The sequence below is a fragment of the Lentibacillus sp. CBA3610 genome, assembly GCF_013373365.1.
Taxonomy (GTDB): domain Bacteria; phylum Bacillota; class Bacilli; order Bacillales; family Amphibacillaceae; genus Lentibacillus.
Map to the genome: position 1 here is coordinate 3,934,231 of NZ_CP035925.1, position 24,983 is coordinate 3,959,213.

Below are 24,983 nucleotides of genomic sequence, written 5' to 3' on the forward strand. Positions count from 1 at the left end.
GTTTCGTATTAATGATATAAATAGACGCCATTCATATATCCTCGAAAATAGGGTTCGAAAGTTTCTACCGGGGTACCGTAAATACCTTGACTATGAAGGCGGAATTCAATGGGTTGCGTGTATTTTTAACCTGGATTTCTGCCTTCGTACAGCTTTTTGCTGCATGCGGGCAGGAGTTCAGGTTATTTTAATGGATTTCGCGCGGGCGGAGCGTCCTTTTCGCGCGACGATGGCCAATTTCGTGCAGCAATCCGGAATTTCGCGCGACGATGGCCCGATTTCGCGCAGTACCATCGAAATTTCGCGCGGCGATGCCCTAATTTTGCGCAACAACAGCAAAATTCCGCGCGGGTCCAATAACCTGTAAAATGAATGGCATATGCAGCGTATCAGAGTTTATAATGTTTTTGCCCTTTGGCACAATATAAATAGCACGGGTAAGGAGCGAAATAAATGGAACAGAATGAAATGATTTTAGTATTGGATTTTGGGAGCCAGTATAACCAGCTGATCACCAGACGTATCAGGGAGCATGGTGTTTACAGCGAATTGCGTTCCCATCAAGTAACTGCTGAAACCCTCAGACAAATGAATCCAAAAGGTATCATCCTGTCAGGCGGTCCGCATAGTGTTTATGATGAGAACAGTTTTCGCTGCGACCCGGAGATTTTTAAATTGGGTATACCGGTATTGGGCATTTGTTACGGTATGCAGCTGATGGCACTGAACTTTGGCGGTGAGGTTGCCAAAACGGAAAACTGCGAATATGGCAAGGCGAACATAGAGTTGAATCAAAGCCCTGTTTTGTTCGGGGCTTCACCGGATGAGCAAACGGTTTGGATGAGCCATGGGGATAAAGTGATGAAAGCGCCGGATTCTTTTCAGATTGATGCGACAAGCGCTTCAACACCCATTGCAGCTATGAGCAGCCAGGAGCATCAATTGTATGGTGTGCAGTTTCATCCGGAAGTGCGTCATTCGGAATATGGCTGGCAGCTGTTGAAGAACTTTGTGTATGACGTGTGCGGGTGCCGGGGAGATTGGACGATTGAAAATTTTATCGACATGGAAGTTGCCAATATAAGGCAGAAAGTCGGCGATCGGAAAGTATTGTGCGCGCTCAGTGGCGGCGTCGATTCTTCAGTTGTAGCTGCTCTGATCCACAAAGCGATTGGAAAACAGCTGACATGTATTTTCGTTGATCATGGTTTGCTGAGGAAAAATGAAGCGGAAGAGGTCACACAGACATTCGCGGAAGACTTTGACATGAATTTCATTAACATTGATGCGGCTGACCGGTTTTTATCCAAATTAAAAGGAGTGGATGACCCGGAACAGAAGCGAAAAATCATCGGTAATGAATTTATTTATGTCTTTGATGATGAAGCCGATAAATTAAAAGATATTGATTTTCTCGCACAGGGAACACTTTATACGGATGTTATCGAGAGTGGTACGGAAACCGCTCAGACGATCAAGTCCCACCACAATGTCGGCGGGCTTCCGGAAGATATGCAATTTGAACTGATTGAACCGCTGAATGCTCTGTTTAAAGATGAAGTACGGGAGCTTGGCCTGCAGCTTGGTTTGCCGGAAAGTATTGTCTGGCGGCAGCCTTTCCCGGGGCCGGGGCTTGCGATTCGTGTCCTCGGGGAAGTGACAGAGGAAAAACTGGCGATTGTTCGTGAATCGGATGCTATTCTGCGTGAGGAAATTACAGCTGCCGGTTTGGACCGGGATATCTGGCAATATTTCACCGTACTGCCTGATATCCGAAGTGTCGGTGTGATGGGAGATGCGCGGACATATGATTATACAATCGGCATCAGAGCCGTCACATCAGTTGATGGCATGACGTCCGATTGGGCGCGTATCCCATGGGATGTATTGGAAAAAATATCAACACGGATTGTCAATGATGTTGAGCATATCAACCGGGTCGTGTATGATGTCACCAGTAAACCACCGGCAACGATTGAGTGGGAATAACGAACATTAATCCAATGAAAAGTGTTAAATGTTCGATTTTCAGATTGACGATATCGAATTTTTGTAGTAAGCTAAAACTATAATTTTATAGTTGCGTATAGTTTGGGGAATATGGCCCAAGAGTCTCTACCGGACCACCGTAAATGGTCCGACTACGCAGGATTGAGTCATCATGTTGAGTATTGCGCTTCTGATTGCTTTTTCTTGCATTGTCTTGTATAGCACTCTTGCCCCCGGCAGGAGTGTTTTTTAATAAGGTCAGAAAGTATAACATTTCAGATGAAGACTTCAATCTTGAAATCGGCTGGTTCGTCGATTTCTTCCAATCTGACTTCCGGCCTCTGACCTCTGAAAGACGAGGCTGGGCCTGGTTTTTCTTAAACACACATTTCCTTGAAAAAGTTGGGAGGAGAAATATTGAAAAAATACTTTCGCTTTGAAGAATTGGGGACAAATTACAGACGTGAATTCATGGCGGGAATGACAACATTTCTGGCCATGGCCTATATTTTATTTGTCAATCCGTCAACACTGGCACTGGTTGGTGTCGAGGAACTGCCAGAAGGTGTAACACGGATTGATCAGGGTGCGGTCTTTACGGCTACAGCCATTGCAGCTGCCCTCGGTACACTAATCATGGGGGTGCTTGCAAAATATCCGATTGCTCTCGCTCCCGGGATGGGGCTGAATGCATTTTTCTCCTACACGGTTGTATTAGGATTTGGAATCCCATGGGAAACGGCGCTTGCCGGTGTTTTGGCTTCCGGACTCATTTTTATCGTTTTGACATTGACCGGCCTGCGTCAAAAAGTCATTGATGCCATTCCGCCCAATCTGAAATTGGCAGTCGGCGCCGGAATAGGTCTTTACATTGCCTTTATCGGCTTTCAGAATGCCGGAATTATTGTTGGGGATGATGCGACACTTGTGGCACTGGGGGATTTAACCTCACCACCGGTTCTTCTGGCTGTATTTGGTATTGTGGTTTCGGTTATTTTACTAAGCCTGAATATTAAAGGCGGTATCTTTTACGGCATGATTATCACGGCGGTCGCCGGTATGTTAGTTGGGTTGATTGATCCGCCGTCCGGAATTGGCGGGATCGTCGGGGAGGTCCCCAGTGTAGCGCCGACGTTCGGGCAGGCAATTGCCCACTTTGGTGATATCTTTACGATTGAAATGCTTGTTGTTATTTTGACGTTTTTATTTGTTGATTTCTTTGACACCGCCGGAACTCTTGTGGCAGTTGCCAATCAGGCAGGGCTCATGAAAAATAATAAACTGCCGCGCGCTGGCAAAGCACTTTTTGCCGATTCTGCTGCAACAGTTGCCGGCTCAGTTATCGGGACATCAACGACGACATCTTATATCGAATCGACAGCAGGTGTTGGCGCGGGCGGCCGTACCGGGTTTGCGTCTGTTGTGACAGCGGGATTTTTCCTTTTGGCACTGTTTTTCTCGCCGCTGCTGAGCGTGGTGACAGGTGAAGTGACCGCACCGGCGTTGATCATTGTTGGTGTCATGATGTCTTCCTCGTTAAAAGATATCGACTGGGATCAGTTTGAAATTGCTGTACCGGCATTTTTGACGGTTGTTTCGATGCCTCTGGCGTACAGCATTGCAACGGGAATCGCCATTGGGTTTATCTTCTATCCGATTACGATGGTTCTGAAAGGCCGAATCAAAGAGATTCATCCGGTTATGTATGGGCTATTTGTGATATTTATCCTGTATTTTATCTTTTTGAGTTAATTGAGCTAGGGGTTGATCCCCAAGCGGAACCATCCTGGTGGTTCCGCTTTTTAACGTTGGTGTGCCTGATTTCTGATTATATATGTGTGGTACACGGTGAGGAATATGGCTCCTGCAGCTGCAGAGGCGCCTAGCACAGCATATAATGTTCCACCGCCATATGAATCAATCAGCGCGGGTATCAGCAGAAGAGACAAATTATCGAACATGAATCAGCAGAAGACCGGTAAAATCAGCAAAAAGGGAAGAGCAGTCAATGCTGACCTGACATAAAAGAAGGAGCGACTATTACGCCTGCTCCCCCCATATATTCGCTATAAATTCATCACGGCCGGATTCCGCCCGGTCCTGCCGATAATGTTCCTCATTCTTTTTATAGTAATCCTGATGGTACGCTTCAGCCGAATAAAACACCCGTGCCGGCAAAATTTTCGTAACGATCGGACCCTTGAATTTTCCGCTCTCGGCAATCGATTCCCGGGATTTTTCGGCAAGCTCTTTCTGTTCATCATCATGATAAAAAATGGCTGTCCGATATGAATCGCCGCGATCATGAAACTGGCCGCCATCATCCGTTGGGTCAATTTGCCGCCAGTAAATATCCAAAATTTCCTTATATGACATAACATCAGGGTCATAAGTGATTTCGACCGCTTCATAATGGCCTGTTGTACCACTTTTCACGTCCTCATAAGTCGGATTGGCAGTATGGCCGCCAGTGTAGCCTGATAAAACACCGTGGATTCCGTCCCATTGATCGAACGGTTTAACCATACACCAGAAACAGCCCCCGGCAAACGTGGCTTTTTTCAATTTGTCTGTCATGTTTGTTCCTCCAACTGTCGTGGGTTATTCATTTACTATAACATAATTAAAGTTGGATAAGGTAATAGAAATATTTAGTTAATTTTGCGCGTACGTCGCAGCAATTTAACCGCTGTTTATCAAAAAATTTCCGGGGACGTTCATGTCGTTTTTGTTTTTCATTCAATAAAGATACAATAACAATAGGAGGCGTGTTCAATGACTAAACCAATTGTAAATAAAATCCTGACGGGAAAAGTGAAACGTATGGGCAGTCCGGATGCTGAAGACCGGATGGATCGTCCGTGGGAAAGCGGTATTTTCAAAAACGTGGCAGACGGCAAGCGGTGGGTTGGGCCCGAGGGGTTTACCGATGACGAAGTAGCCGATAAGAAAAGTCATGGTGGCCCGGAAAAAGCCCTTTTCGCCTATCCGTCGAAACATTATGCCTATTGGCGTGAGGATCAGCAAATTGAGGATATGGGCACAGGCGCATTTGGAGAAAATCTGGCGATGGCCCATGTCGACGAATCAACGGTTTGCATTGGTGATAGATATCGGTTCGGCGACAGTATCATCCAGGTGTCCCAACCCAGGAGACCATGCTGGAAGCCTGCTCGCCGCTTTCGGGTGATGGATTTAGCCTTAAGGATTCAAAATAGCGGACGAACAGGCTGGTATTATCGTGTGCTGCAGGAAGGTTATGCCAAGGCGGGCATGGAGATGGAGCTAATGGAACGTCCGTATCCTGAATGGACAATTGCCGCCTGTAATGAGGTCATGTATGTGAAAAAACGCGATCTTCAACTGGCTGAGCAACTGGCATCGTGTGAACTGCTTGCGCCTAACTGGAAAAGAACATTGAATAAGCGCCTGCAAGGTAAACAGTCGTCAGACGAGAAACGTGTATATGGACCGAATAAGACTGAAACTTAATCCGTCAATTGGACATTCACTTTACTGCGGCTGTTTTCGTCCGATATGAGTCTGTGCAGATGAATCACCACTAAGCCATTCTGATAGGTTGCATTTATTTTGTCTCGTCGGACGGGGTACGGCAAAGCAATGTTTCGTTCAAAGACACCCTGCAGGATTTCTTCTTTGACGACAGTACCCCCTGTATAGGCAATGTCAATGACGCCTTTCAGTTCAAGTGTTGCGTGATCCACATAAATATCAACTTTATTAAGATCGGTCAATCCGGGAATACTGGCAATACATATCAGCTCATGATCGTATTGGTAAATATTGATTTGTGGAATCGTTGGTTTTATGATATTTTCAAATTCGTTCCAGAAATTATCACCAAAAAATTGATCCATATTTTTTCGCCAGTCAGACATTTGTTGAAAAGGATCCATGCTGATCACACCTCCCATCCGGCAATAGTCTTTAATAATATATGCATTGGCGGTACGTTGGGTGAATATCATGGTTTTACGAAGATAATTGGCTGAATCGGCAGGAGGGACCCTTGTTGCTTAGTAATGCATTTGTGATGGTAGCTATTATATTAATCGTTAATATTGTTTATGTCTCCCTTTCCACCATGCGTATGATCCTGACGTTAAAAGGGCGGCGCTATATGGCGGCGTTTGTCAGTATGTTTGAAGTTATTATGTATGTCCTGGGTCTTGGTCTTGTACTGGATAATTTAAACGAGATCCAGAATATTCTTGCCTATGCAATCGGTTTTGGAATCGGTGTTGTCGTCGGTACGAAAATTGAAGAAAAACTGGCATTAGGCTATATAACCGTCAATGTCATATCATCCAATCCCAATATTGACTTTACCCGGCAGCTGCGGGATAAAGGCTACGGTGTAACAAGCTGGTTTGCTTATGGGATGGAAGGTGACCGGCTTGCCATGCAGATTCTGACCCCGAGAAAATATGAACTGACACTTTATGAGACGATCAAGGCTATTGATCCGAAAGCATTTATTATCTCCTATGAGCCGAAACAGATCCATGGCGGTTTCTGGGTGAAACAAGTGCGGAAAGGCCGGTTATTCAATAATCGCAATAAGGTGAGCGAGGGCGGGACACCGTCAGCCACGCAAAGGTCGATAGCGAGACCAGGGAACAACCGAAAATTGTAAGGAACTTGACATGCTATAATCCAAAAAAAACAACACCTCACTTTTTATGGGGTGTTGTTGGTCAGGTTAAGCGTATTGTGCTATTTTCGAATATTTCTTTTGCCCAATACTCAGGTTGATAGTGACATGTTTCATTTGGGAATTCGGCAATCAGTTTTTGAAAGCCGTATTTTTTGATTAATGCCTTGGCAGCCTGCTCATCAATATTATCCAGGGAAGATTTCACATTTTTAATTAGCAGTGGCATGTTACTCCCCAAATCACTGATGGAGTATATTTAGGTGTGTGAATGAATGATTAAAACCGAATATTAAACATAAATGTAATTTAATTGTTCGATTTTCATTGACCAGTCAACGTAAATCTGCTATGATTTAACTACCAAATAAATACGCTGCCTCATATATTTTCGGGGATATGGCCTGAAAGTTTCTACCCGGCACCGTAAATGCCGGACTATGAGGGAGGATGGGACGTAATCGAAATACGTCTGTTTAATTGCACTGCATGTATTCCGGCGTCGGTTTTTAGCCGGGAATACTGATATGGTCAGGCTAAGTCTATCATCTTCTCTCATAGATATGGAGGAGACGGATAGACTTATTTATTTTAATGAAAAAATAACAGGGTTTAATATTCAGTCATGGAAAGAGGGATAGGATGGCATGCGTTGGCGTTATTATGGGCAGCATCTCGGATTGGGAAACGATGAAACATACATGCAGCACATTGGATGAATTACACATCCCTTATGAAAAAGAAGTGATTTCCGCGCACCGGACACCTGATGATATGTTCACATACGCAAAAGAGGCAAGAAAGAAGGGGCTGAATGTGATTATCGCGGGGGCAGGCGGAGCGGCGCATTTGCCCGGGATGATCGCAGCACAGACGACACTGCCGGTTATCGGGGTGCCGGTTCAGTCAAAAACACTGAACGGACTCGATTCTTTACTTTCAATCGTGCAAATGCCCGGCGGTGTGCCAACTGCAACGGTGGCAATTGGAAGATCAGGTGCAAAAAACGCCGGACTTCTCGCTGCTCAGATAATTGGGGCATTCAACGATGAGGTTACTGATAGATTGGAAGATTACCGTGAAAACATGAAACAATCGGTGAATGAAATGAGGGATGAACTTGCAGACCAATAAGGTAATACTTCCCATGAAAACCATCGGCATTATCGGCGGTGGCCAGCTTGGGCGGATGATGGCTATCGCGGCAAAATATATGGGCTATCAGGTGGCGGTCCTCGACCCGACGCCAAACTGCCCGGCCGCACAGGTTGCTGATTGCCAGATCACGGCAGCTTATGACGATATGGGCGGCATACAGAAACTGACTGACATCAGTGATGTGGTCACATATGAATTTGAAAATGTTGATCTTAATGCAGCTGCTTATATTGAACAAACAGGTAAACTTCCCCAGGGTACATATGCATTGGAAATCACTCAGAACCGGGAAAAAGAAAAGTCGATAATGCGTGAAGCGGATCTGCCTGTACCTGCCAATAAGGTTGTCAGGGACAGTGAAATGTGTAAAAGGACTCTGGAAAATATATCCTTACCGGCCGTGATTAAAACGATTAGAGGGGGATACGATGGCAAAGGTCAGCTCAAGATAAACACGAATGATGACATCAAAGCGGCATGTGAATTTTCCGATCAGCATGACATATGCATTATCGAACAATGGATTCCTTTTGATAAGGAAATATCTGTTGTATTTACGCGCGGACAATCAGGTGAGATTATGTTTTTCCCGATTTCCGAAAACGAGCATAAGGATCATATTTTATATAAAACAACAGTCCCTGCGTCCATTAGTGCCGCGGTACAGCAAAAAGCGCTTGATGCAGCAGGGAAACTTGCCGGAAAAATGAATATCACCGGAACGTTTGCGATTGAAATGTTCGTCAAGGGTGACGCTATTTATCTGAACGAAATGGCGCCAAGGCCGCATAACTCCGGGCATTATACAATTGAGGCTTGCACAATATCGCAATTTGAGCAGCACATCCGGGCCATTTGCGGGCTGCCGCTGATGCCAATCGAACGCTTGCGGCCTGCTGTCATGGTCAATATTCTTGGTAACGATGTGGAAACGGCCTTGAATGTGCTTCCGGACATGCGGCATGGTTTCCTGCACTTATACGGCAAAGAAGCAGTCAAACCTAAACGGAAAATGGGGCATATGACCTTTATCGCGGATACATTGGATGAAGCAAAACAACAACTGGCAGTATACGAGGAGGCAAAGCAATGATTGAACGCTATACCCGGGAAGAGATGGGCGCGATTTGGAGCGAGGAAAACAAATACAATGCATGGCTGGAGGTCGAAATTCTCGCATGTGAAGCATGGCGTGAATTGGGAACTATTCCGGCTGAAGATGTGGAAAAAATTCGCCGGAACGCTTCTTTTGACGTTGAGCGGATTCAGGAAATCGAGCAGGAAACACGCCATGATGTGGTCGCTTTTACCCGCGCGGTTTCCGAAACGCTGGGAGATGAGCGCAAATGGGTCCATTACGGTCTCACGTCCACAGATGTCGTTGACACCGCGCAATCCTATTTGCTGAAGCAGGCGAATGACATTATCCGTAAAGATCTGCACAATTTTATCGATGTCCTGAAAAATAAAGCCATTGAACATAAACATACCGTTATGATGGGGCGCACCCATGGCGTTCATGCCGAGCCGACAACGTTCGGGTTGAAAATGGCGCTCTGGTATGAAGAAATGAAACGCCATCTGGAACGCTTTGAACTCGCGGCAAACAATATCGAGTTTGGTAAACTGTCAGGCGCAGTCGGCACTTATGCGAATATCGACCCGTTCGTTGAGCAGCACGTGTGTAAACAGCTCGGCCTGACACCTGCACCAGTATCGACCCAGACATTACAGCGCGACCGTCATGCTGCCTATATCTCCAGCCTGTCGCTGATCGCAACGTCGATTGAAAAGTTTGCCACTGAAATCCGCGGCCTGCAAAAAACGGAGACACGTGAGGTAGAGGAATTTTTTGCAAAAGGGCAAAAAGGTTCATCAGCCATGCCGCACAAACGCAACCCGATCGGATCGGAAAACATGACCGGCATTGCGCGTGTTCTTAGGGGGCATATGGTGACAGCGTACGAAAATGTCTCACTCTGGCATGAACGGGATATCTCCCATTCATCGGCGGAACGGATTATTTTGCCTGATTCAACAATTGCACTGAACTACATGCTGAACCGTTTTTCCGGTATCGTCCGCAAACTGACCGTATTCCCGGAAAATATGAAACGGAACATTGATAAAACACATGGCGTTATTTTCTCCCAGCGCGTCCTGCTCGCACTTGTTGACAAGGGCATGAGCCGGGAAGAGGCCTATGATCTGGTACAGCCCAAAGCAATGCAGGCATGGGAGAGTGGAACGCATTTTAAAGCGCTGGTGGAGGGAGATGAACAGGTTAATGCAAAGCTGACACAGGATGAGATTGACGATTGTTTTGATTATACGTACCACCTGAAAAATGTGGATGCCATATTCAATCGAATCGGACTTGAGGTGGAATAATGAAGGCAGATTTGTTATACGAGGGCAAAGCAAAACGGGTGTATCAGGCTACGGATAACACAGGGCATCTCGTGCTTGAGTACAAAAATGATGCAACGGCATTTAATGGCGGGAAAAAGGAGATTTTTACTGGAAAAGGCCGTCTGAACAATGAAATATCCGCTTATATTTTTAACGTTTTAAATGAACAAGGCATTCAGACACACTTTGTTGAAAAGCTTTCGGAAAACGAGCAGCTTGTCCACCAGACGGAGGTTATCCCGCTGGAGGTTGTTGTCCGGAACGTGGCTGCGGGCAGCATTACACGACGCCTCGGGATTGGAGCTGATACGCCGTTCAACCCGCCGCTTGTCGAGCTGTTTTATAAAGATGATGATCTGGGGGATCCACTGATCAATGATGAGCACGCTTTATTTCTGAGTGATATCAATAAATCCGAACTGCAGGAGATCAAAACGAAAGCACTGGAAATCAATCAGCAGCTGAGGAAGATTTTCGAAGCAATCAATCTTAAATTGGTTGATTTCAAGCTGGAATTCGGCCGGCTGGCAAGCGGATGCATCGTATTGTCCGATGAAATTTCGCCTGACACGTGCAGACTGTGGGATATAACGACAAATGAAAACCTGGATAAAGATGTTTTCCGTGAGGGGAACGGTGATTTGCTGGAAGTCTATCAAAAACTATTGAATCGACTGGAGGCCAGATCATGAAAAAAGTGACCATTCATATTATGCCGAAAAAGGATGTGCTCGATCCGCAGGGCAAAGCCATTCAGACATCACTCAGCGCGCTGGGATTTTCTGAAGTGGAAGAGGTACAGACAGGGAAGCTGGTTGAGGTGTTCATGAAAGATTCCGAGGATATTAATCAGCGTATCGGCGAAATGTGCGACAAATTATTGGCCAATCCGGTTATGGAAGACTATCACTTTGAAGTGGAGGAGGCTGTGCGTTCATGAAGTTCGCTGTCATCGTGTTCCCCGGTTCGAACTGTGACCGTGATATGTACCATGCCGCGGGAGATGTTCTCGGGATGGAGGCTGATTTAGTCTGGTATGAAACTGGCAATCTCGAAAACTATGATGCAATTCTTTTGCCGGGCGGGTTTTCATACGGTGATTACCTGCGTTCGGGGGCGATCGCATCAGCATCAGGTGTGATGCAGCAAATCAAAGCACATGCTGGTGCGGGCAAGCCGGTACTGGGTGTCTGCAATGGATTTCAAATACTGCTGGAAGCCGGTTTGCTGCCCGGGGCAATGCTCCCCAACAAGCATCTGTCATTCATGTGTCACCATGAAGCGCTTGCTGTTGCCAATCATGAAACACGCTTCACAACAAGCTATGATAAAGGTGAAATTATTCATTTGCCGATTGCCCATGGTGAAGGGAATTATTTCGCTGATGATGAGACCTTGTCTGAGTTGAAAAGGAATAATCAGATTGTTTTCACATACGAGAACAACCCGAACGGATCGGCTGCGAATATCGCCGGCATCATAAATAGACAGGGTAATGTGCTCGGCATGATGCCTCACCCGGAACGCGCCGTGGAAAAATTGCTCGGCAGTAATGATGGCTTCAGGCTGTTTCAGTCATTAATCGAAAATTGGAGGAACGCATATGCCGCTAACTTATAAGATCAGTCCGGAAAGTGTTGAACGGGAAAAACGCTACCTTGAGATGGGGCTGAGTGATGAGGAATATGCGAAGGTGAAAAATATTCTGCAGCGGCGTCCGAATTTTACCGAAACAGGAATCTTTTCGGTCATGTGGTCGGAGCATTGCAGTTACAAAACATCGAAACCGCTCCTGAAAAAATTCCCGGCAGATGGTCCGCGTGTTTTACAGGGTCCCGGAGAAGGCGCCGGGGTCATTGATATTGGTGACGGGCAAGCGGTTGTTTTCAAAGTGGAAAGCCATAATCATCCATCGGCGGTGGAACCATATCAGGGGGCTGCAACAGGTGTCGGTGGCATCATTCGCGATGTGTTTTCAATGGGAGCACGACCGATTGCTTTAATGAACTCACTAAGGTTTGGCAATCTGACAGCCGGCCGGACGAAATATCTGTTTCAGGAAGTCGTTCACGGCATCGCCGGCTATGGAAACTGTGTCGGTGTCCCGACGGTCGGCGGTGAGGTTCAGTTTGATGACAGCTATGAGGAGAATCCCCTCGTTAATGCGATGTGTGTTGGACTGATTGACCATGGGGATATTCAAAAAGGCATTGCTTCCGGTGCTGGCAACACGGTTATCTATGCGGGCGCACCAACTGGCCGTGATGGTATCCATGGGGCCACATTCGCCTCAGATGATTTAAGTGATGAATCTGACGAGGACCGGCCATCTGTCCAGGTGGGTGATCCGTTTATGGAAAAACTGCTGATTGAAGCCTGCCTGGAAGTCATTCAATCTGATGCGCTCGTCGGGATGCAGGATATGGGGGCAGCCGGACTGACGTCATCGGCAAGTGAGATGGCAAGTAAGGCTGGTACAGGAATTGCCATGAATCTTGATTTCGTACCGCAGCGCGAGAAGAATATGAATGCCTATGAATTGATGCTGTCTGAGTCACAGGAGCGGATGCTGCTTGTCGTGAAACAGGGGCGTGAACAGGAAATCATTGATGTTTTTGAAAAATATGGTTTGCAGGCAGTGGCTGTCGGTGAAGTTACCGGGGAAAAATCATTTCTGCTCAAACAGCATGGTGAGATTGTTGCCGATATTCCGGTCGATGCTTTGGCCGAAGAAGCACCGGTTTATCATATGCCGGCTAAAGAAGCGGCATACGTTAAGGCGTTTCAGCAATTGGAAAATAAGGTGCCGCATGTGGCTGATCATGGTGAAAAGCTGAAACAGTTGCTCCAGCAGCCAACAATCGCCAGCAAGGAAAGTGTCTATGATCAGTACGACTCGATGGTGCAAACAAATACCGTGGTGGCACCGGGATCGGATTCGGCTGTTATACGGATTAAGGGAACGGATAAAGCGCTGGCGATCACAACAGATTGTAATTCACGCTACATTTATCTCGATCCCGAAACCGGCGGCAAGATTGCTGTAGCTGAGGCAGCACGGAACATTGTCTCTTCAGGTGCACGGCCGCTTGGTCTGACGGATGGACTGAACTTTGGGAATCCGACCAATCCGGAAGTTTTCTGGCAGATGAAACAAAGTGTTGCAGGCATGAGTGAAGCCGCCTATACCTTGGAAACACCGGTCGTCAGCGGAAATGTCTCACTTTATAACCAATCAAACGGCAGGTCGATTTTTCCGACACCGGTCGTTGGCATGGTCGGCTTGATTGAATCGCTTGACCATTTGACACCGAGCTTTTTTCAGGAGCCGGGAGATCTGATCTATGTGATTGGGGAAACGAAGACTGAATTCGGCGGCAGTGAATTGCAAAATGTCGTGGAAGGGAGATATGAAGGAAAAGCGCCTGCCATTGATTTGCAGGTGGAGGCTGACCGTCAGAACCAGCTGCTCGCGGCAATCCGGAATGGTTTTGTCAAGTCGGCACATGACCTGGCTGAAGGCGGCCTTGGTGTTGCACTTGCCGAAAGTGTTTTTAATGGAAAAGGGCTTGGTTTGGAAGTGAAAATTTCCGGTCATCCGACGACTGCAATGTTCAGTGAATCCCAGTCACGTTTCCTCGTCTCGGTCAAACCGGAACTACAAATACAATTTGAAGCGGCAGTAGCTGATGCCAGTCAGATCGGCAGCGTTACTGATACTGGACAGTTCGTTGTAAGAGCCAATGATGGTGCTTTAATCGACGAAGATGTGCAAATATTGCGAGACTCATGGAAAGGGGCCATTCCATGCTTGCTGAAATGAAAGGCATTAATGAGGAATGTGGCGTTTTCGGAATTTGGGGACATGAAAATGCAGCGGAACTGACATATTACGGCCTTCATTCAATGCAGCACCGCGGTCAGGAAGGTGCCGGCGTTGTGGTCAGCGACGGGGAACAGCTGAAGGCTCATAAAGGACTTGGCCTTGTTAACGATGTTTTTAAACAAGCCGATTTCAGTAAGCTTTCAGGTGCCTCAGCTGTCGGCCATGTCCGCTATTCCACTCAAGGCGAAAACACTCCCGAGAATGTCCAGCCATTGATGTTTAAATCACAGACAGAAGGCATGGCTCTGGCGCACAACGGCAACATCATGAATGCTGAAACACTAAGCGGCGAGCTTGAAGGTCAGGGAAGTATTTTACAGACGTCCTCCGATACAGAAGTGCTCGCACACTTGATTAAACGCAGTGGCATGGGGATTAATGAAACATCCATAACCGACGCGATCAATAAAATTACCGGTGCATATGCGTTTGTCATGTTGACCGAGGATAAAATGTATGCAGCACTGGACCCGAGCGGAATCAGGCCGCTGTCAATCGGCAGGCTCGGTGATGCCTATGTGGTAGCATCCGAAACGTGCGCTTTTGACCAGATCGGCGCAACGTTCGAACGAGAAGTTTTGCCGGGGGAACTTGTGACAATCAATGACGAGGGAATTGCATCAATCCGCTTTGCAATAAGAGGCCAGCGGAAAATGTGTGCGATGGAATACGTGTATTTGTCACGTCCGGACAGTGATGTCAATGAGGTGAATGTTCATGCATCACGCAAACGAATGGGAAAGGAACTGGCAGAAGCGTCGCCGGCTGATGCCGATATGGTCATCGGTGTTCCGGATTCAAGCATTTCAGCAGCCATTGGTTACGCGGAAGCGAGCGGCCTCCCGTATGAAATGGGCATCATCAAAAATCGCTATGTCGGCCGGACGTTTATCCAGCCGTCACAGGAATTGCGTGAACAGGGTGTGAAATTGAAGCTTGCCCCGGTCCGCGGGATTGTTTCCGGAAAAAGGATTGTCATGATTGATGATTCCATTGTTCGTGGCACAACCAGTAAACGGATTGTCCATATGCTGAAAAAGGCAGGTGCGGCGGAAGTCCATGTCCGGATCGCCTCACCGTCGATTCAGCACCCATGCTGCTACGGGATAGATATGTCGACACGGGATGAATTGATTGCAGCCAATCATTCAGTTGATGAAATAGGTGAGATTATTGGAGCAGACAGTGTGGCGTATTTATCAGAAGCAGGGCTGACGAAAGCAATCGTCAAAGATAAAACGATTCATCAGGGTATTTGCATGGCTTGTATGACGGGAAACTATCCAGTGAAGGAAAACGGAGAACAGGAAGCGGTTTATAGAGGCTGAACAGAAACGGGCATCTATCTTATGTAAAACTGTTTTTTGGTTCTAGTTGGTGGCACTCTGATTTATGGACGGCTATCAGTTACATGCAGGAAAAAGAGGTGGGGCAAACAATGGAAAACATATACAAGTCGGCCGGCGTCGACGTTGAAAAAGGGTATGATGCGGTAGAGCGCATGAAAAAGCATATTGAAAGAACTGGCCGCAAAGAAGTACTGGATGATATTGGCGGGTTCGGCGGGTTGTTTGATCTGTCGTCACAAACCTATCAAGAGCCTGTTCTGGTTTCAGGCACAGATGGTGTCGGCACAAAGCTGAAGCTGGCGATTGATTTGGCGAAGCATGATACTGTCGGCATTGACCTGGTTGCGATGTGTGTCAATGATATTGTCGCCCAGGGTGCAAAGCCGCTGTTTTTTCTCGATTATATTGCATGCGGCAAAAATGAACCAGCAATCATTGAGCAAATCGTGGCAGGCATCGCTGACGGCTGCAAGGATGCAGGAGCAGCGCTGATTGGCGGTGAAACAGCGGAAATGCCCGGCATGTACGATGATACAGATTATGACTTAGCCGGTTTCATCGTCGGAATTGCGGAAAAATCCCGGTTAGTAACGGGTGAAAATATTTCAGCCGGCGATGCAGTAATTGGTCTGGCCTCAAGCGGCATTCATTCCAACGGGTATTCACTTGTGCGCAAGCTGATGCAGGATTTGGATTTGGAAAAAACGTATGACGGCCTGGATGGAAAGCTCGGTGACGTTCTGTTAACCCCCACCAGAATTTATGCCAAATCAGTTGGTATGCTTTTTGATGAAGTACCTGTTAAAGGCGTATCGCATATAACCGGCGGAGGGTTTTATGAAAACTTGCCCCGCATGATGCCTGCCGGACTTGGCGTGGAGATTGATTCAACAAGCTGGGAGCGCCCTTCAATATTTCCATTTTTGCAGCGGCTCGGAGATATGGCTGATGAGGAGATGTACGGTATTTTTAATATGGGAATCGGTATGGCACTTGTTGTCGCACAGGATGATGCCGAAGTTGTGCTGGGGATTCTCAGAGAACAAGGCGAAACAGCATCAGTCATTGGCAAAATTGTTTCAAAAGAAGGAGTGCATATAACGTCATGACAAAGGCACGGGCGGCCGTATTCGCATCTGGAGCCGGCAGTAATTTTCAGGCTATCATGGAGGCAGATGATCTGTTATGTGATGTTGTGCTGCTTATTTGCGATAAACCAGGTGCTGCCGTCATTGAAAAAACGGAAAAATTTGGGGTACAGGCGTTTATTTTTAACGCGAAAGAATATGGTTCGAAAACGGATTATGAGCGCGTCCTGCTGGAAAAATTGCGTGAAGCGGGTGTGACGTGGCTCTTTTTGGCCGGTTATATGCGGATTGTCGGTCCGACGCTTTTGAGTGAGTTTCCTGAGCGGATCATTAACATCCATCCGTCATTATTACCCGAATTCCCTGGTTTGGACGCTATTGGCCAGGCATATGAATCCGCAGTCGACCAGACGGGCGTGACCGTTCATTATATCGACGATGGTATCGACACTGGTCCGATTATCGCGCAAGAGGAAGTCCCGGTTTATCCAAATGACACGAAGGAACAGCTGACAGAACGGATTCAGCAAGTTGAGCACAAGCTTTATCCGCGAGTGATCCGGCAAATAATGAGTCGATTTATGCACTGAGTTTACGACAGTGCATAAATCGTGCGACACCAGCATCAAATCGTGCGACATCAGCATCAAATCGTGCGACATCAGCATCAAATCGCGCGACACCAGCATCAAATCGCGCGAGAAGCGGCCAAACTATTGCGGCAACAGCAATAACTCGTTGAGATCTACTCAAACTTAACTTATAAGACGAACCACTACAAAATCTTTAACAAGGAGTTTTTCCATGAAAAAGCAGGCATTAATAAGTGTTTCCGACAAAACGGGCATTACTGATTTTGCCAAAGGACTGGCTGAACAAGGCTATGACATCATTTCTACCGGCGGCACTTTGCGTACAATTCAGGAAGCAGGCATTGAGGCAACGGCTGTGGAAGACGTAACGGGTTTTCCCGAGATGCTCGAAGGACGTGTCAAAACGCTTCACCCGGTGATTCATGCAGGATTGCTGGCCAAACGGGATAATGATGATCATAACCAGCAGCTTTCAGATCGAGATATTAACCCGATTGATGTTGTTGTTGTGAACCTTTACCCATTTAAACAAACGTTTGATCAAACGGATGCCACTGAAGAAGATATCATTGAAAACATTGATATCGGCGGGCCCGCAATGCTAAGGGCAGCTGCAAAAAGTTTCCGTGACGTGATGCCGGTTGTTGATCCGGACGATTATCATGATGTTCTTGAAGCCATCCAACATGATGCGCTTGATATGACCATACGCAAAAAATTAGCTGCAAAGGTTTTCCGCCATACAGCACAATACGATACGCTGATTGCCGGCTATTTTACTGATGAAGCATTTCCTGAAAACTACACCATTACATATGAAAAGGTCCAGACATTAAGATACGGTGAAAATCCGCATCAGAAAGCGGCATTTTACAAAACACCAATTGAATCACCGATGAGTCTTGCATCCGCCAGGCAGCTTCATGGCAAGGCATTATCCTACAACAATATTCAGGACGTGAATGCGGCACTCGGTATCATTGCGGAATATGACAGACCGGCAGCCGTGGCTGTGAAGCATATGAACCCATGCGGCATCGGAATGGCTGAAGATTTGAACAAAGCATTTTCGCGAGTCTATGATGCCGATCCGATTTCGATTTTCGGCGGAATTGTTGCCTGTAATCGGACAATCGATGCAGACACAGCTGAACAATTAAGCGGTATTTTTCTGGAAATCATCATTGCGCCGGGATTTACCGCTGAAGCTTTCACGATTTTAACGAAAAAGAAAAATATCCGGCTGCTTGAATTGAATATGGATGGAGCCAAAATTAACGCTCACAAATTAACAAGCATCAACGGCGGCGTACTTGTCCAAGACAATGACAACAAGGAAATCAGCCGCAATGATCTGACATACCCGACTGAAAAGAAACCAACTGAGGCCGAGCTGGATGATTTATTATTTGCCTGGAAAGCGGTCAAACATGTTAAATCGAATGCCATTGTACTCGCAAGCGACATGCAGACTCTTGGTGTCGGCGCAGGACAGATGAACCGTGTTGGCGCGGCAAAAATAGCGCTGGAACAGGCGGGGGATAAAGCAAAAGGGGCAGCCCTTGCATCGGATGCATTTTTCCCGATGCCTGATACGGTGGAGGAAGCAGCGAGAGCAGGGATTACAGCGATTATTCAGCCTGGCGGGTCCAAACGTGATCAGGACGCGATTGATATGTGCAATCAATATGACATTGCCATGGTTTATACAGGCACACGACATTTCAAACACTAGACTGGAAGGGGTTTTCCTATGAATCTATTCGTCATCGGGCGCGGCGGTCGTGAGCATAGCATGATCATGAAACTGGCTGAAAGTGATAAGGTTGATACGATTTATGCAGCACCGGGAAACGCCGGGATCAGCGAGGCTGCAGAGTGTGTGGACATTGATGAACTGGACATCGGTGGACTGCTGGAATTTGCGGTAAAAAAGCAAATAGACTTGACGATTGTTGGTCCGGAAAACCCGCTTCTTGCCGGGATTGCCGATGAATTTCATGAAGCAGGGCTTGTTATTTTTGCCCCGGAAAAGGATTCGGCTTTAATCGAGGGCAGTAAGCGGTATGCGAAAGCTTTTATGGAAGAGAACAGTATTCCCACGGCTTCATATGCCACTTTTACAGATGCCGGTGAAGCCAAATCCTATATCGAACAACAGGGTGCCCCGATTGTTGTCAAAGCTGATGGACTTGCTGCGGGCAAAGGTGTGATTGTTGCAGAGACAGTTCAGGAAGCAATGGGGGCTGTTGATGACATGCTTGTTAATAATGCTTTATCCAAAGCGGGCAAGTCTATCGTCATTGAAGAATGCCTGATGGGTGAAGAGTTTTCACTGATGGCGTTTGTTCATGGGACGAACGTATTCCCGATGATACCGGCTCGTGATCATAAACGTGCCTTTGATCAGGATAAGGGTCCGAATACCGGTGGGATGGGGGCATACGCGCCGGCCAGGGATATTTCCCCGAAAACGCTGGCATTTTCAAGTGAAAACGTTCTGCAAAAAGCCGCTGATGCAATGGCTGCCGCGGGACAATCGTTTACCGGGATTTTGTATGCAGGATTGATCATGACGGATAATGGGCCAAAAGTAATCGAGTTCAATGCCCGATTTGGCGACCCGGAAACGCAGGTTGTCCTGCCGCTTTTAAAAAACGATCTGCTTCAGGTCTTTCTCGATGTTCTTGGTGGAAAAGACCCATCCCTGCAATGGGAAGAACAAAGCTGTGCTGGTGTAGTACTCGCTTCAAAAGGGTATCCGGGAAGTTATAAAAAAGGTGTTAAGTTACCCGAAATGGATATGGATGCCCATTCTTTTGTCGCCCATGCCGGAACACGGAAAACACGTGATGGGATTGTTTCTGACGGCGGAAGAGTGCTGCTTGCGGGAGCAAAGGCAGCCGAGGTGGAAGATGCTGCTGAATACGCATATAAATGGCTGAAACAAAATGTACACTCAGAGGAATTTTTTTATCGAAAAGATATCGGGAAATGTGATTGAATAGTACGGATATCACGCCCGTTCCATTACAAAACCCGCATTCTGTCCTGAAGAATGTGGGTTTTGTACGGCTATTTACTCAATCATCTGTTTTTTCAATTCTTCATTACGTTTTTTAAATACGTCATTATGTGAGGAGACCATTGCAGCCTTTTCAGCATCAGGCTGGATGAACTGCTTTGCCTGGTTGACGGCATTGGCAGCGTCCTGGAAGGCACCAGCTATCAGGTTCAATTTACCTTCATGCATCAGAATATCACCTGCAGCATATAATCCATCCAGTGAGGATTCACTGTTGGCACTTCCCGAAATAAAATAATTATCTGCTATGGCAATGTCCAGGTCGCTATTTTCAAGTAATGCTGTATCACGCTCATAGCCATGATTGACAATTACATTATCAACAGGCAAATAGTTGACGGCTCCTGTTTCATGGTTACTCAGTTCAACTTCTTTAATGGTATCACCGCTCTCCCCGGCGACAAGATCGGTAATCGTTGTATGGAAGAAGCAGACGACCGAGCTGTTTTTAAGCCGGGTTGCCAGCGATTCGTGACAGTCAAAATTATTTTTTCGGCAGGAAATAAACACGCGTTCAGCAATTGACTCCAGCTCGTTTGCCCAGTCTGTTGCCGAACTTCCACCGCCGGAAATCATAACGGTCTTGCCCTTGAAATGCTTCAAAGATTCAACGGAATAATGCAGATTGGATTCTTCAAATCTTTCTGCACCTGCTATATCCAATTTTTTGGGATTTAAGATGCCACTGCCCACTGCCACAATGACGGCTTTGGAATAATGAATCCCTGAATCACCATGCAGCTCATAAATGCCCGATTCATTGCGGGTGATGGATGCTACTTTTTCGTTCAGTACAACATCAGGATTAAACGTCAGTCCCTGCTCAACCGCCCGATCAATATATTTAGCCCCTGAAATCGGCGGCACTCCGCCAATATCCCAGATCATTTTTTCAGGATAAACATGAACTTTACCGCCTAAATGAGGCTGATATTCAATAATTTTTGTTTTCATTTCCCGAAGTCCGCTGTAAAAGGCTGAAAAAAGCCCGGCAGGCCCGCCGCCAATAATTGTCACATCAAACAGTTCGCCTTTGGTCAAGTCTGCTCACTCCTCAGGATTCCAGTAACTGATTATCATTCTCATTAGATTATACACGATTTCATCTCAAATGAAAAGGTTGACATTCATTTGGATACACGATAAAGTTTAGTTGCTTTCAATAATGAGAATCATTCTCAGTTGAGTGTTAGGGATAGGGTTATAATAGTACATACGATATGTTAAAAATAGGTGTTAGATTCTTTTTGAGAACATATCGTTTCGGCAGGGAGTGAATGATATGCGGAAATGGTTGATGATACTTAGTGTTTTTGTACTGATGGTATTAGCGGCATGCGGCTCAGACGACAGTGAAACCGAAACAGGTAATGAAGACAGTGAAAGCAATTCAGGACGTACGGTTACCATAGAAGATGCGACAGGTGAAAAAACAATCGAGGGAGTCCCTGAAGATATTGTTGCCCTGGAGTGGTATAACGCTGAGCAGCTGCTTTCCCTTGGCATCCAGCCTGCAGGTGTACCAAATATAGACGGCTTTAACTCCTGGATGAATATTGAGGAAGAACTGGCAGATAGTGTTGAAGACGTTGGAACCCGTCAAGAGCCGAATCTGGAAGCCATTTCACGAATGGATCCTGATTTGATTATTGCGGCCCAATTCCGTCATGAGCAGATAATAGACCGACTGGAGGATATAGCACCGGTCGTGATGTTTGCGCCGTACAGCGAAGAAGGGTCAGTCGACTTGTATGGCGAATTGATGAATGAATTTGAGACCATAGCTGAAATCACCGATAAGGAGCAGGAAGCTGTGCAATCTATGGAAGATTTGAATGATTTTTACGAAGAGCAAAGACAACGGTTGGCTGATGCGGGTCTGGAAGGTACGAAATATATAGCAACGATGGCTTTTTCTTCTCAAAATTCACCGGTGCTGCGGCTTTATACAGATACCTCTTATCCGGCAGCAGTTATGGAGGAACTCGGCTTTGAGAATGCCTATCAACCGGATGAAATCGAGCCGTACGGGTTCACTGAAGTCGGTGTTGAAACCTTGCAAAATTTCGAGGAAGAAGATCTGCAATTCCTTGCGATAGTTCAGGAAGATGATAATATTTTTGAAGGTCAGCTTCAAGGAAACGCAGTCTGGGAAAATCTGAGCTTTGTTCAGGAAGGGAATACCCATTTCCTGCCTGGTGACACCCCGGTAATCGGCGGTGTATCATCCGCAAAAGCACTGGCTGAGCAAATCGTTGATACTATGCTGAATGATGCGTGATTTACCAGGGAGGAATTAACTTTTCCTCTCTTTTTTTAAGTTTTTCTAAAGGGTGTTTTCTCAAATATTGTTGTATTTGCCACAAAACCCATAAACATTGATGTAAAGAGATAATGGTTGAGAGTAGTGACACCGCTCCGGAAATACACTCCGCTTTCCGCGGGCGGCTGGTGAGCCTCCTCGGGCATTCGGTGTGCTCGTCGTGTTGCAAGTGTATTCGGTGAAGCAGCACTCCTCTCAACTCGTAGCGTACTCGGTGGATGTATCGCTCGTCCCTGTGGGGTCTCACTTTGGCCACTTTTCCCGCAGGAGTCTCCGCGTATTTCCTCCGCTGTTTTGTGTTTATAATTATATTTATTTTTGTGTAATCAAACTCCTCATGTGGTTGTTGATTGGAGTGGAGGCCAGTCGACTCCTGCGGGAAAAGCACGTGTCTAGACCTGAGCAGCGGCGGTTTTCCGCAACGGAGGCTGAAGCCGTGCCCTAAGGTGCGCGACTGGCCGAAACGGAAATCAACATAGCAATTACATCGCAGGTTAAAAAGAGTCAAACTTTACAAAAGCAGCCTTTTGAATGGATATAATTTCCTTTGTTAATTTGTTCACAAAAAAGTCAACTTCATTCTTTAAAACAGCACCGTATGAAAGCGTTGTATATGTTATGATAGAAGAAATCATATATTGGAGCGTTGTTGTTATGACAGAGAATATACATTGGAGAAACCGAGAATTAAGAAGACATGTTGCTGTTATTGATGGGGAGGAGAAACCGACCATTGTATTAAAAAATGGCATATACTTAAACACATATACGAAGCAGTGGCTTCAAGCGAATATTTGGATTTTTAATGACCGGATTGTTTACGTTGGGGATGAACTGCCGGAAAACAGCTCATCAATAGAAGTCATCGATTGTGATGGCTTATATCTGGTCCCTGGGTATATCGAGCCGCATGCACACCCATTCCAGTTATATAACCCTGAGTTGCTTGCGATGCACGGGGCTAAATTCGGGACGACAACATTCATAAATGATAATTTAATGTGGAATTTTTTATTGGACAGAAAGAAAGCGTTTACTTTATTGGATAACTTTAATCAGCTGCCTGTATCCATGTATTGGTGGGCACGGTTTGACTCACAGACGGCTCTGCAGCATGGGGATGATTATTTCAGCACGAATAAAGTCCTGTCATGGCTTGAGCATCCGTCTGTCATTCAGGGAGGCGAGCTTACAGCATGGCCGAGACTCCTTAATGGGGATGACCGCCTGCTTTATTGGATTCAGGAGTCAAATCGCCTCGGCAAACCGGTAGAAGGTCATTTGCCGGGAGCGTCAGAAAAAACATTAACCAAAATGAAGCTGTTAGGTGTCGCTGCAGAACATGAAGCGATGACAGGCAAAGAAGTCATTAAGCGGCTGCAGCTTGGTTATCAGACGGGGTTGCGCTATTCATCGATTCGCCCGGACTTGCCTGTCATATTGGAAGAAATGCTGGCAGAAGGCTTTGAGACGTTCGACCATGTGACGCTGACGACGGATGGGGCAACACCTGCTTTCTATGAAAATGGCATCATAAATAGTTGCATCGATATTGCGATAGAAAAAGGTGTTCCGCTGACTGAAGCGTACCGAATGGCCACGCACAATGCAGCTGATCATTATGGCTTGCTTGATGAACTGGGATGTATTGCACCGGGCCGGATAGCGAATATTAATATACTGGAAGCGAAAGATAACCCCCATCCGATCAGTGTTCTGGCAAAAGGCGAGTGGATTCTGAAAGACTCTCAGGACCGGAATATTCCGCCGAAAATTGATTGGGGCAAATATGAAATCAATCCGATAGACTTTGATTGGGATCTTAGTTTAGGAGATATGCAATTTTCCGTTCCAATCGGGTTAAACATGGTGAATGATGTGATCATCCAGCCTTATGCTATCAAAACGGATGTGACGCTCGATGTCATACCGGATGATACGGATGATGCCTTCCTGATGATGATTGACCGACAAGGAAAATGGCGGGTTAACACAGCGATTAAAGGTTTTACGAACAGACTGGGAGCACTGGCGAGTTCTTATTCAACGACAGGTGACCTTATCTTTATCGGGAAAAGCAAACAAGACATGCTGCTCGCTTGGAAACGTCTCAAAGAACTGGGCGGTGGAATTGTGCTCGTTCATGAAGGAAAGATTTTGTTCGAGATGCCGCTGAAATTGGGCGGCAGTATGTTTGACGGCAGTATGGCGGAACTGATGGAACAAGAACGTCATTTGAAAAAACTGCTGCAGGAATTTGGCTATCCATTCGGTGACCCTGTTTACTCAGTCCTGTTTTTATCGGCCACCCATTTGCCATACATCCGAATCACGCAACAAGGCATTATGGATGTGAAAAAGCGTGAGGTGCTCTTTCCAGCAACGATGCGATGACGTATAATAGATTCCATAGGTATTTCACGAG

The 24,983-nt window shown here is 46.4% G+C and carries 25 protein-coding genes and 3 riboswitches; of the genes, 20 read left to right on the plus strand and 5 right to left on the minus strand.

The window, feature by feature from the left end; all coding sequences use genetic code 11:
- Nucleotides 1-11 precede the first annotated feature (11 nt).
- A riboswitch (purine riboswitch) is annotated at nt 12-113 on the plus strand.
- Between the two features lie 77 nt (nt 114-190).
- From Len3610_RS19705 to Len3610_RS19720, 4 genes are all read left to right on the plus strand, one after another.
- Nucleotides 191-367 (plus strand): hypothetical protein, encoded by a 177-nt coding sequence (locus tag Len3610_RS19705; protein WP_176449408.1) that lies wholly within the window; start codon nt 191-193, stop codon nt 365-367.
- A gap of 86 nt (nt 368-453) precedes the next feature.
- Nucleotides 454-1,989: a glutamine-hydrolyzing GMP synthase gene (gene guaA / locus Len3610_RS19710; RefSeq protein ID WP_176449409.1), complete on the plus strand. Its 1,536-nt coding sequence runs from the start codon at nt 454-456 to the stop codon at nt 1,987-1,989.
- Nucleotides 1,990-2,062: 73 nt separating this feature from the next.
- Nucleotides 2,063-2,164, plus strand: a riboswitch (purine riboswitch).
- 242 nt (nt 2,165-2,406) lie between these two features.
- Complete coding sequence (locus Len3610_RS19715; protein WP_176449410.1) at nt 2,407-3,741, plus strand: NCS2 family permease; 1,335 nt, start codon at nt 2,407-2,409, stop codon at nt 3,739-3,741.
- 96 nt (nt 3,742-3,837) lie between these two features.
- Nucleotides 3,838-4,014: a hypothetical protein gene (locus tag Len3610_RS19720; RefSeq protein ID WP_176449411.1), complete on the plus strand. Its 177-nt coding sequence runs from the start codon at nt 3,838-3,840 to the stop codon at nt 4,012-4,014.
- Between the two features lie 15 nt (nt 4,015-4,029).
- Here Len3610_RS19720 and msrA read toward each other — a convergent pair whose 3' ends face one another.
- Nucleotides 4,030-4,566 carry a peptide-methionine (S)-S-oxide reductase MsrA gene (msrA, locus tag Len3610_RS19725; RefSeq protein ID WP_176449412.1) on the minus strand — a complete coding sequence of 179 codons (537 nt, stop codon included), beginning with the start codon at nt 4,564-4,566 and terminating at the stop codon, nt 4,030-4,032.
- A 198-nt stretch (nt 4,567-4,764) separates the two neighbouring features.
- Between msrA and Len3610_RS19730 the strand changes: the two genes are divergently transcribed.
- Nucleotides 4,765-5,481 (plus strand): MOSC domain-containing protein, encoded by a 717-nt coding sequence (locus Len3610_RS19730; protein ID WP_176449413.1) that lies wholly within the window; start codon nt 4,765-4,767, stop codon nt 5,479-5,481.
- On the opposite strand, the gene Len3610_RS19735 is transcribed toward Len3610_RS19730, so the two are convergent.
- Nucleotides 5,478-5,906: an Hsp20/alpha crystallin family protein gene (locus Len3610_RS19735; RefSeq protein ID WP_176449414.1), complete on the minus strand. Its 429-nt coding sequence runs from the start codon at nt 5,904-5,906 to the stop codon at nt 5,478-5,480. The genes Len3610_RS19730 and Len3610_RS19735 overlap by 4 nt on opposite strands.
- Nucleotides 5,907-6,022: 116 nt before the next feature.
- On the opposite strand from Len3610_RS19735, the gene Len3610_RS19740 reads away from it, so the two are divergent.
- A complete protein-coding gene (locus Len3610_RS19740) occupies nt 6,023-6,646 on the plus strand; it encodes a DUF2179 domain-containing protein (RefSeq protein ID WP_176449415.1) in 624 nt (207 codons plus the stop codon).
- 61 nt (nt 6,647-6,707) lie between these two features.
- Here the strand turns inward: Len3610_RS19740 and Len3610_RS19745 are convergent, their stop codons facing one another.
- Nucleotides 6,708-6,893 carry a hypothetical protein gene (locus Len3610_RS19745; protein WP_176449416.1) on the minus strand — a complete coding sequence of 62 codons (186 nt, stop codon included), beginning with the start codon at nt 6,891-6,893 and terminating at the stop codon, nt 6,708-6,710.
- Nucleotides 6,894-7,025: 132 nt separating this feature from the next.
- Nucleotides 7,026-7,125: riboswitch (purine riboswitch) on the plus strand.
- Nucleotides 7,126-7,306: 181 nt separating this feature from the next.
- Here Len3610_RS19745 and purE point away from each other — a divergent pair.
- The 10 genes from purE (at nt 7,307) to purN (ending at nt 17,147) form a co-directional block, all read left to right on the plus strand.
- The gene (gene purE / locus Len3610_RS19750) at nt 7,307-7,798 is read left to right on the plus strand and encodes a 5-(carboxyamino)imidazole ribonucleotide mutase (RefSeq protein ID WP_176449417.1); all 492 of its coding nucleotides are present in this window, start codon (nt 7,307-7,309) and stop codon (nt 7,796-7,798) included.
- Nucleotides 7,785-8,915 carry a 5-(carboxyamino)imidazole ribonucleotide synthase gene (gene purK / locus Len3610_RS19755; protein ID WP_176449418.1) on the plus strand — a complete coding sequence of 377 codons (1,131 nt, stop codon included), beginning with the start codon at nt 7,785-7,787 and terminating at the stop codon, nt 8,913-8,915. The genes purE and purK overlap by 14 nt, the downstream gene beginning before the upstream one ends.
- A complete protein-coding gene (purB, locus tag Len3610_RS19760) occupies nt 8,912-10,213 on the plus strand; it encodes an adenylosuccinate lyase (protein WP_176449419.1) in 1,302 nt (433 codons plus the stop codon). The genes purK and purB overlap by 4 nt, the downstream gene beginning before the upstream one ends.
- Complete coding sequence (purC, locus tag Len3610_RS19765) at nt 10,213-10,926, plus strand: phosphoribosylaminoimidazolesuccinocarboxamide synthase (protein ID WP_303699854.1); 714 nt, start codon at nt 10,213-10,215, stop codon at nt 10,924-10,926. Before purB ends, purC begins: the two co-directional genes overlap by 1 nt.
- Complete coding sequence (gene purS, locus Len3610_RS19770; RefSeq protein ID WP_176449420.1) at nt 10,923-11,174, plus strand: phosphoribosylformylglycinamidine synthase subunit PurS; 252 nt, start codon at nt 10,923-10,925, stop codon at nt 11,172-11,174. Before purC ends, purS begins: the two co-directional genes overlap by 4 nt.
- Complete coding sequence (gene purQ, locus Len3610_RS19775) at nt 11,171-11,854, plus strand: phosphoribosylformylglycinamidine synthase subunit PurQ (RefSeq protein ID WP_176449421.1); 684 nt, start codon at nt 11,171-11,173, stop codon at nt 11,852-11,854. The genes purS and purQ overlap by 4 nt, the downstream gene beginning before the upstream one ends.
- Nucleotides 11,838-14,057, plus strand: a complete 2,220-nt coding sequence (purL, locus tag Len3610_RS19780) for a phosphoribosylformylglycinamidine synthase subunit PurL (RefSeq protein ID WP_176449422.1) — start codon at nt 11,838-11,840, stop codon at nt 14,055-14,057. The genes purQ and purL overlap by 17 nt, the downstream gene beginning before the upstream one ends.
- Nucleotides 14,042-15,448, plus strand: coding sequence for an amidophosphoribosyltransferase (purF, locus tag Len3610_RS19785; RefSeq protein WP_176449423.1), 1,407 nt, complete (start codon nt 14,042-14,044; stop codon nt 15,446-15,448). The genes purL and purF overlap by 16 nt, the downstream gene beginning before the upstream one ends.
- A gap of 110 nt (nt 15,449-15,558) precedes the next feature.
- A complete protein-coding gene (gene purM / locus Len3610_RS19790) occupies nt 15,559-16,578 on the plus strand; it encodes a phosphoribosylformylglycinamidine cyclo-ligase (RefSeq protein WP_176449424.1) in 1,020 nt (339 codons plus the stop codon).
- Nucleotides 16,575-17,147: a phosphoribosylglycinamide formyltransferase gene (purN, locus tag Len3610_RS19795; protein WP_176449425.1), complete on the plus strand. Its 573-nt coding sequence runs from the start codon at nt 16,575-16,577 to the stop codon at nt 17,145-17,147. Before purM ends, purN begins: the two co-directional genes overlap by 4 nt.
- Here purN and Len3610_RS19800 read toward each other — a convergent pair.
- Nucleotides 17,137-17,310 carry a hypothetical protein gene (locus Len3610_RS19800; protein WP_176449426.1) on the minus strand — a complete coding sequence of 58 codons (174 nt, stop codon included), beginning with the start codon at nt 17,308-17,310 and terminating at the stop codon, nt 17,137-17,139. The two genes, purN and Len3610_RS19800, sit on opposite strands and share 11 nt — an antisense overlap.
- Nucleotides 17,311-17,361: 51 nt before the next feature.
- Here Len3610_RS19800 and purH point away from each other — a divergent pair, with 51 nt between their 5' ends.
- Complete coding sequence (purH, locus tag Len3610_RS19805; protein ID WP_176449427.1) at nt 17,362-18,885, plus strand: bifunctional phosphoribosylaminoimidazolecarboxamide formyltransferase/IMP cyclohydrolase; 1,524 nt, start codon at nt 17,362-17,364, stop codon at nt 18,883-18,885.
- An 18-nt stretch (nt 18,886-18,903) separates the two neighbouring features.
- Nucleotides 18,904-20,154, plus strand: a complete 1,251-nt coding sequence (gene purD, locus Len3610_RS19810; RefSeq protein ID WP_176449428.1) for a phosphoribosylamine--glycine ligase — start codon at nt 18,904-18,906, stop codon at nt 20,152-20,154.
- Between the two features lie 75 nt (nt 20,155-20,229).
- Here purD and Len3610_RS19815 read toward each other — a convergent pair whose 3' ends face one another.
- On the minus strand, nt 20,230-21,276 hold the full coding sequence (locus Len3610_RS19815; protein WP_176449429.1) for an NAD(P)/FAD-dependent oxidoreductase: 1,047 nt from the start codon (nt 21,274-21,276) through the stop codon (nt 20,230-20,232).
- A gap of 241 nt (nt 21,277-21,517) precedes the next feature.
- Between Len3610_RS19815 and Len3610_RS19820 the strand changes: the two genes are divergently transcribed.
- Together Len3610_RS19820 and Len3610_RS19825 are read left to right on the plus strand one after the other, a co-directional pair.
- Nucleotides 21,518-22,516: an ABC transporter substrate-binding protein gene (locus tag Len3610_RS19820; protein ID WP_176449430.1), complete on the plus strand. Its 999-nt coding sequence runs from the start codon at nt 21,518-21,520 to the stop codon at nt 22,514-22,516.
- A 696-nt stretch (nt 22,517-23,212) separates the two neighbouring features.
- Nucleotides 23,213-24,952 carry an adenine deaminase C-terminal domain-containing protein gene (locus tag Len3610_RS19825; protein ID WP_176449431.1) on the plus strand — a complete coding sequence of 580 codons (1,740 nt, stop codon included), beginning with the start codon at nt 23,213-23,215 and terminating at the stop codon, nt 24,950-24,952.
- The last annotated feature ends 31 nt before the right edge of the window (nt 24,953-24,983 follow it).

Coding starts and splice junctions, on each gene's coding strand:
- Len3610_RS19705 (WP_176449408.1), top strand. CDS start 191: ATGGATTTCGCGCGGGCGGAGCGTCCTTTTCGCGCGACGATGGCCAAT.
- guaA (WP_176449409.1), top strand. CDS start 454: ATGGAACAGAATGAAATGATTTTAGTATTGGATTTTGGGAGCCAGTAT.
- msrA (WP_176449412.1), bottom strand. CDS start 4,566: ATGACAGACAAATTGAAAAAAGCCACGTTTGCCGGGGGCTGTTTCTGG.
- Len3610_RS19730 (WP_176449413.1), top strand. CDS start 4,765: ATGACTAAACCAATTGTAAATAAAATCCTGACGGGAAAAGTGAAACGT.
- Len3610_RS19735 (WP_176449414.1), bottom strand. CDS start 5,906: ATGGATCCTTTTCAACAAATGTCTGACTGGCGAAAAAATATGGATCAA.
- Len3610_RS19745 (WP_176449416.1), bottom strand. CDS start 6,893: ATGCCACTGCTAATTAAAAATGTGAAATCTTCCCTGGATAATATTGAT.
- purE (WP_176449417.1), top strand. CDS start 7,307: ATGGCATGCGTTGGCGTTATTATGGGCAGCATCTCGGATTGGGAAACG.
- purB (WP_176449419.1), top strand. CDS start 8,912: ATGATTGAACGCTATACCCGGGAAGAGATGGGCGCGATTTGGAGCGAG.
- purC (WP_303699854.1), top strand. CDS start 10,213: ATGAAGGCAGATTTGTTATACGAGGGCAAAGCAAAACGGGTGTATCAG.
- purS (WP_176449420.1), top strand. CDS start 10,923: ATGAAAAAAGTGACCATTCATATTATGCCGAAAAAGGATGTGCTCGAT.
- purQ (WP_176449421.1), top strand. CDS start 11,171: ATGAAGTTCGCTGTCATCGTGTTCCCCGGTTCGAACTGTGACCGTGAT.
- purL (WP_176449422.1), top strand. CDS start 11,838: ATGCCGCTAACTTATAAGATCAGTCCGGAAAGTGTTGAACGGGAAAAA.
- purF (WP_176449423.1), top strand. CDS start 14,042: ATGCTTGCTGAAATGAAAGGCATTAATGAGGAATGTGGCGTTTTCGGA.
- purM (WP_176449424.1), top strand. CDS start 15,559: ATGGAAAACATATACAAGTCGGCCGGCGTCGACGTTGAAAAAGGGTAT.
- purN (WP_176449425.1), top strand. CDS start 16,575: ATGACAAAGGCACGGGCGGCCGTATTCGCATCTGGAGCCGGCAGTAAT.
- purH (WP_176449427.1), top strand. CDS start 17,362: ATGAAAAAGCAGGCATTAATAAGTGTTTCCGACAAAACGGGCATTACT.
- purD (WP_176449428.1), top strand. CDS start 18,904: ATGAATCTATTCGTCATCGGGCGCGGCGGTCGTGAGCATAGCATGATC.
- Len3610_RS19820 (WP_176449430.1), top strand. CDS start 21,518: ATGCGGAAATGGTTGATGATACTTAGTGTTTTTGTACTGATGGTATTA.
- Len3610_RS19825 (WP_176449431.1), top strand. CDS start 23,213: ATGACAGAGAATATACATTGGAGAAACCGAGAATTAAGAAGACATGTT.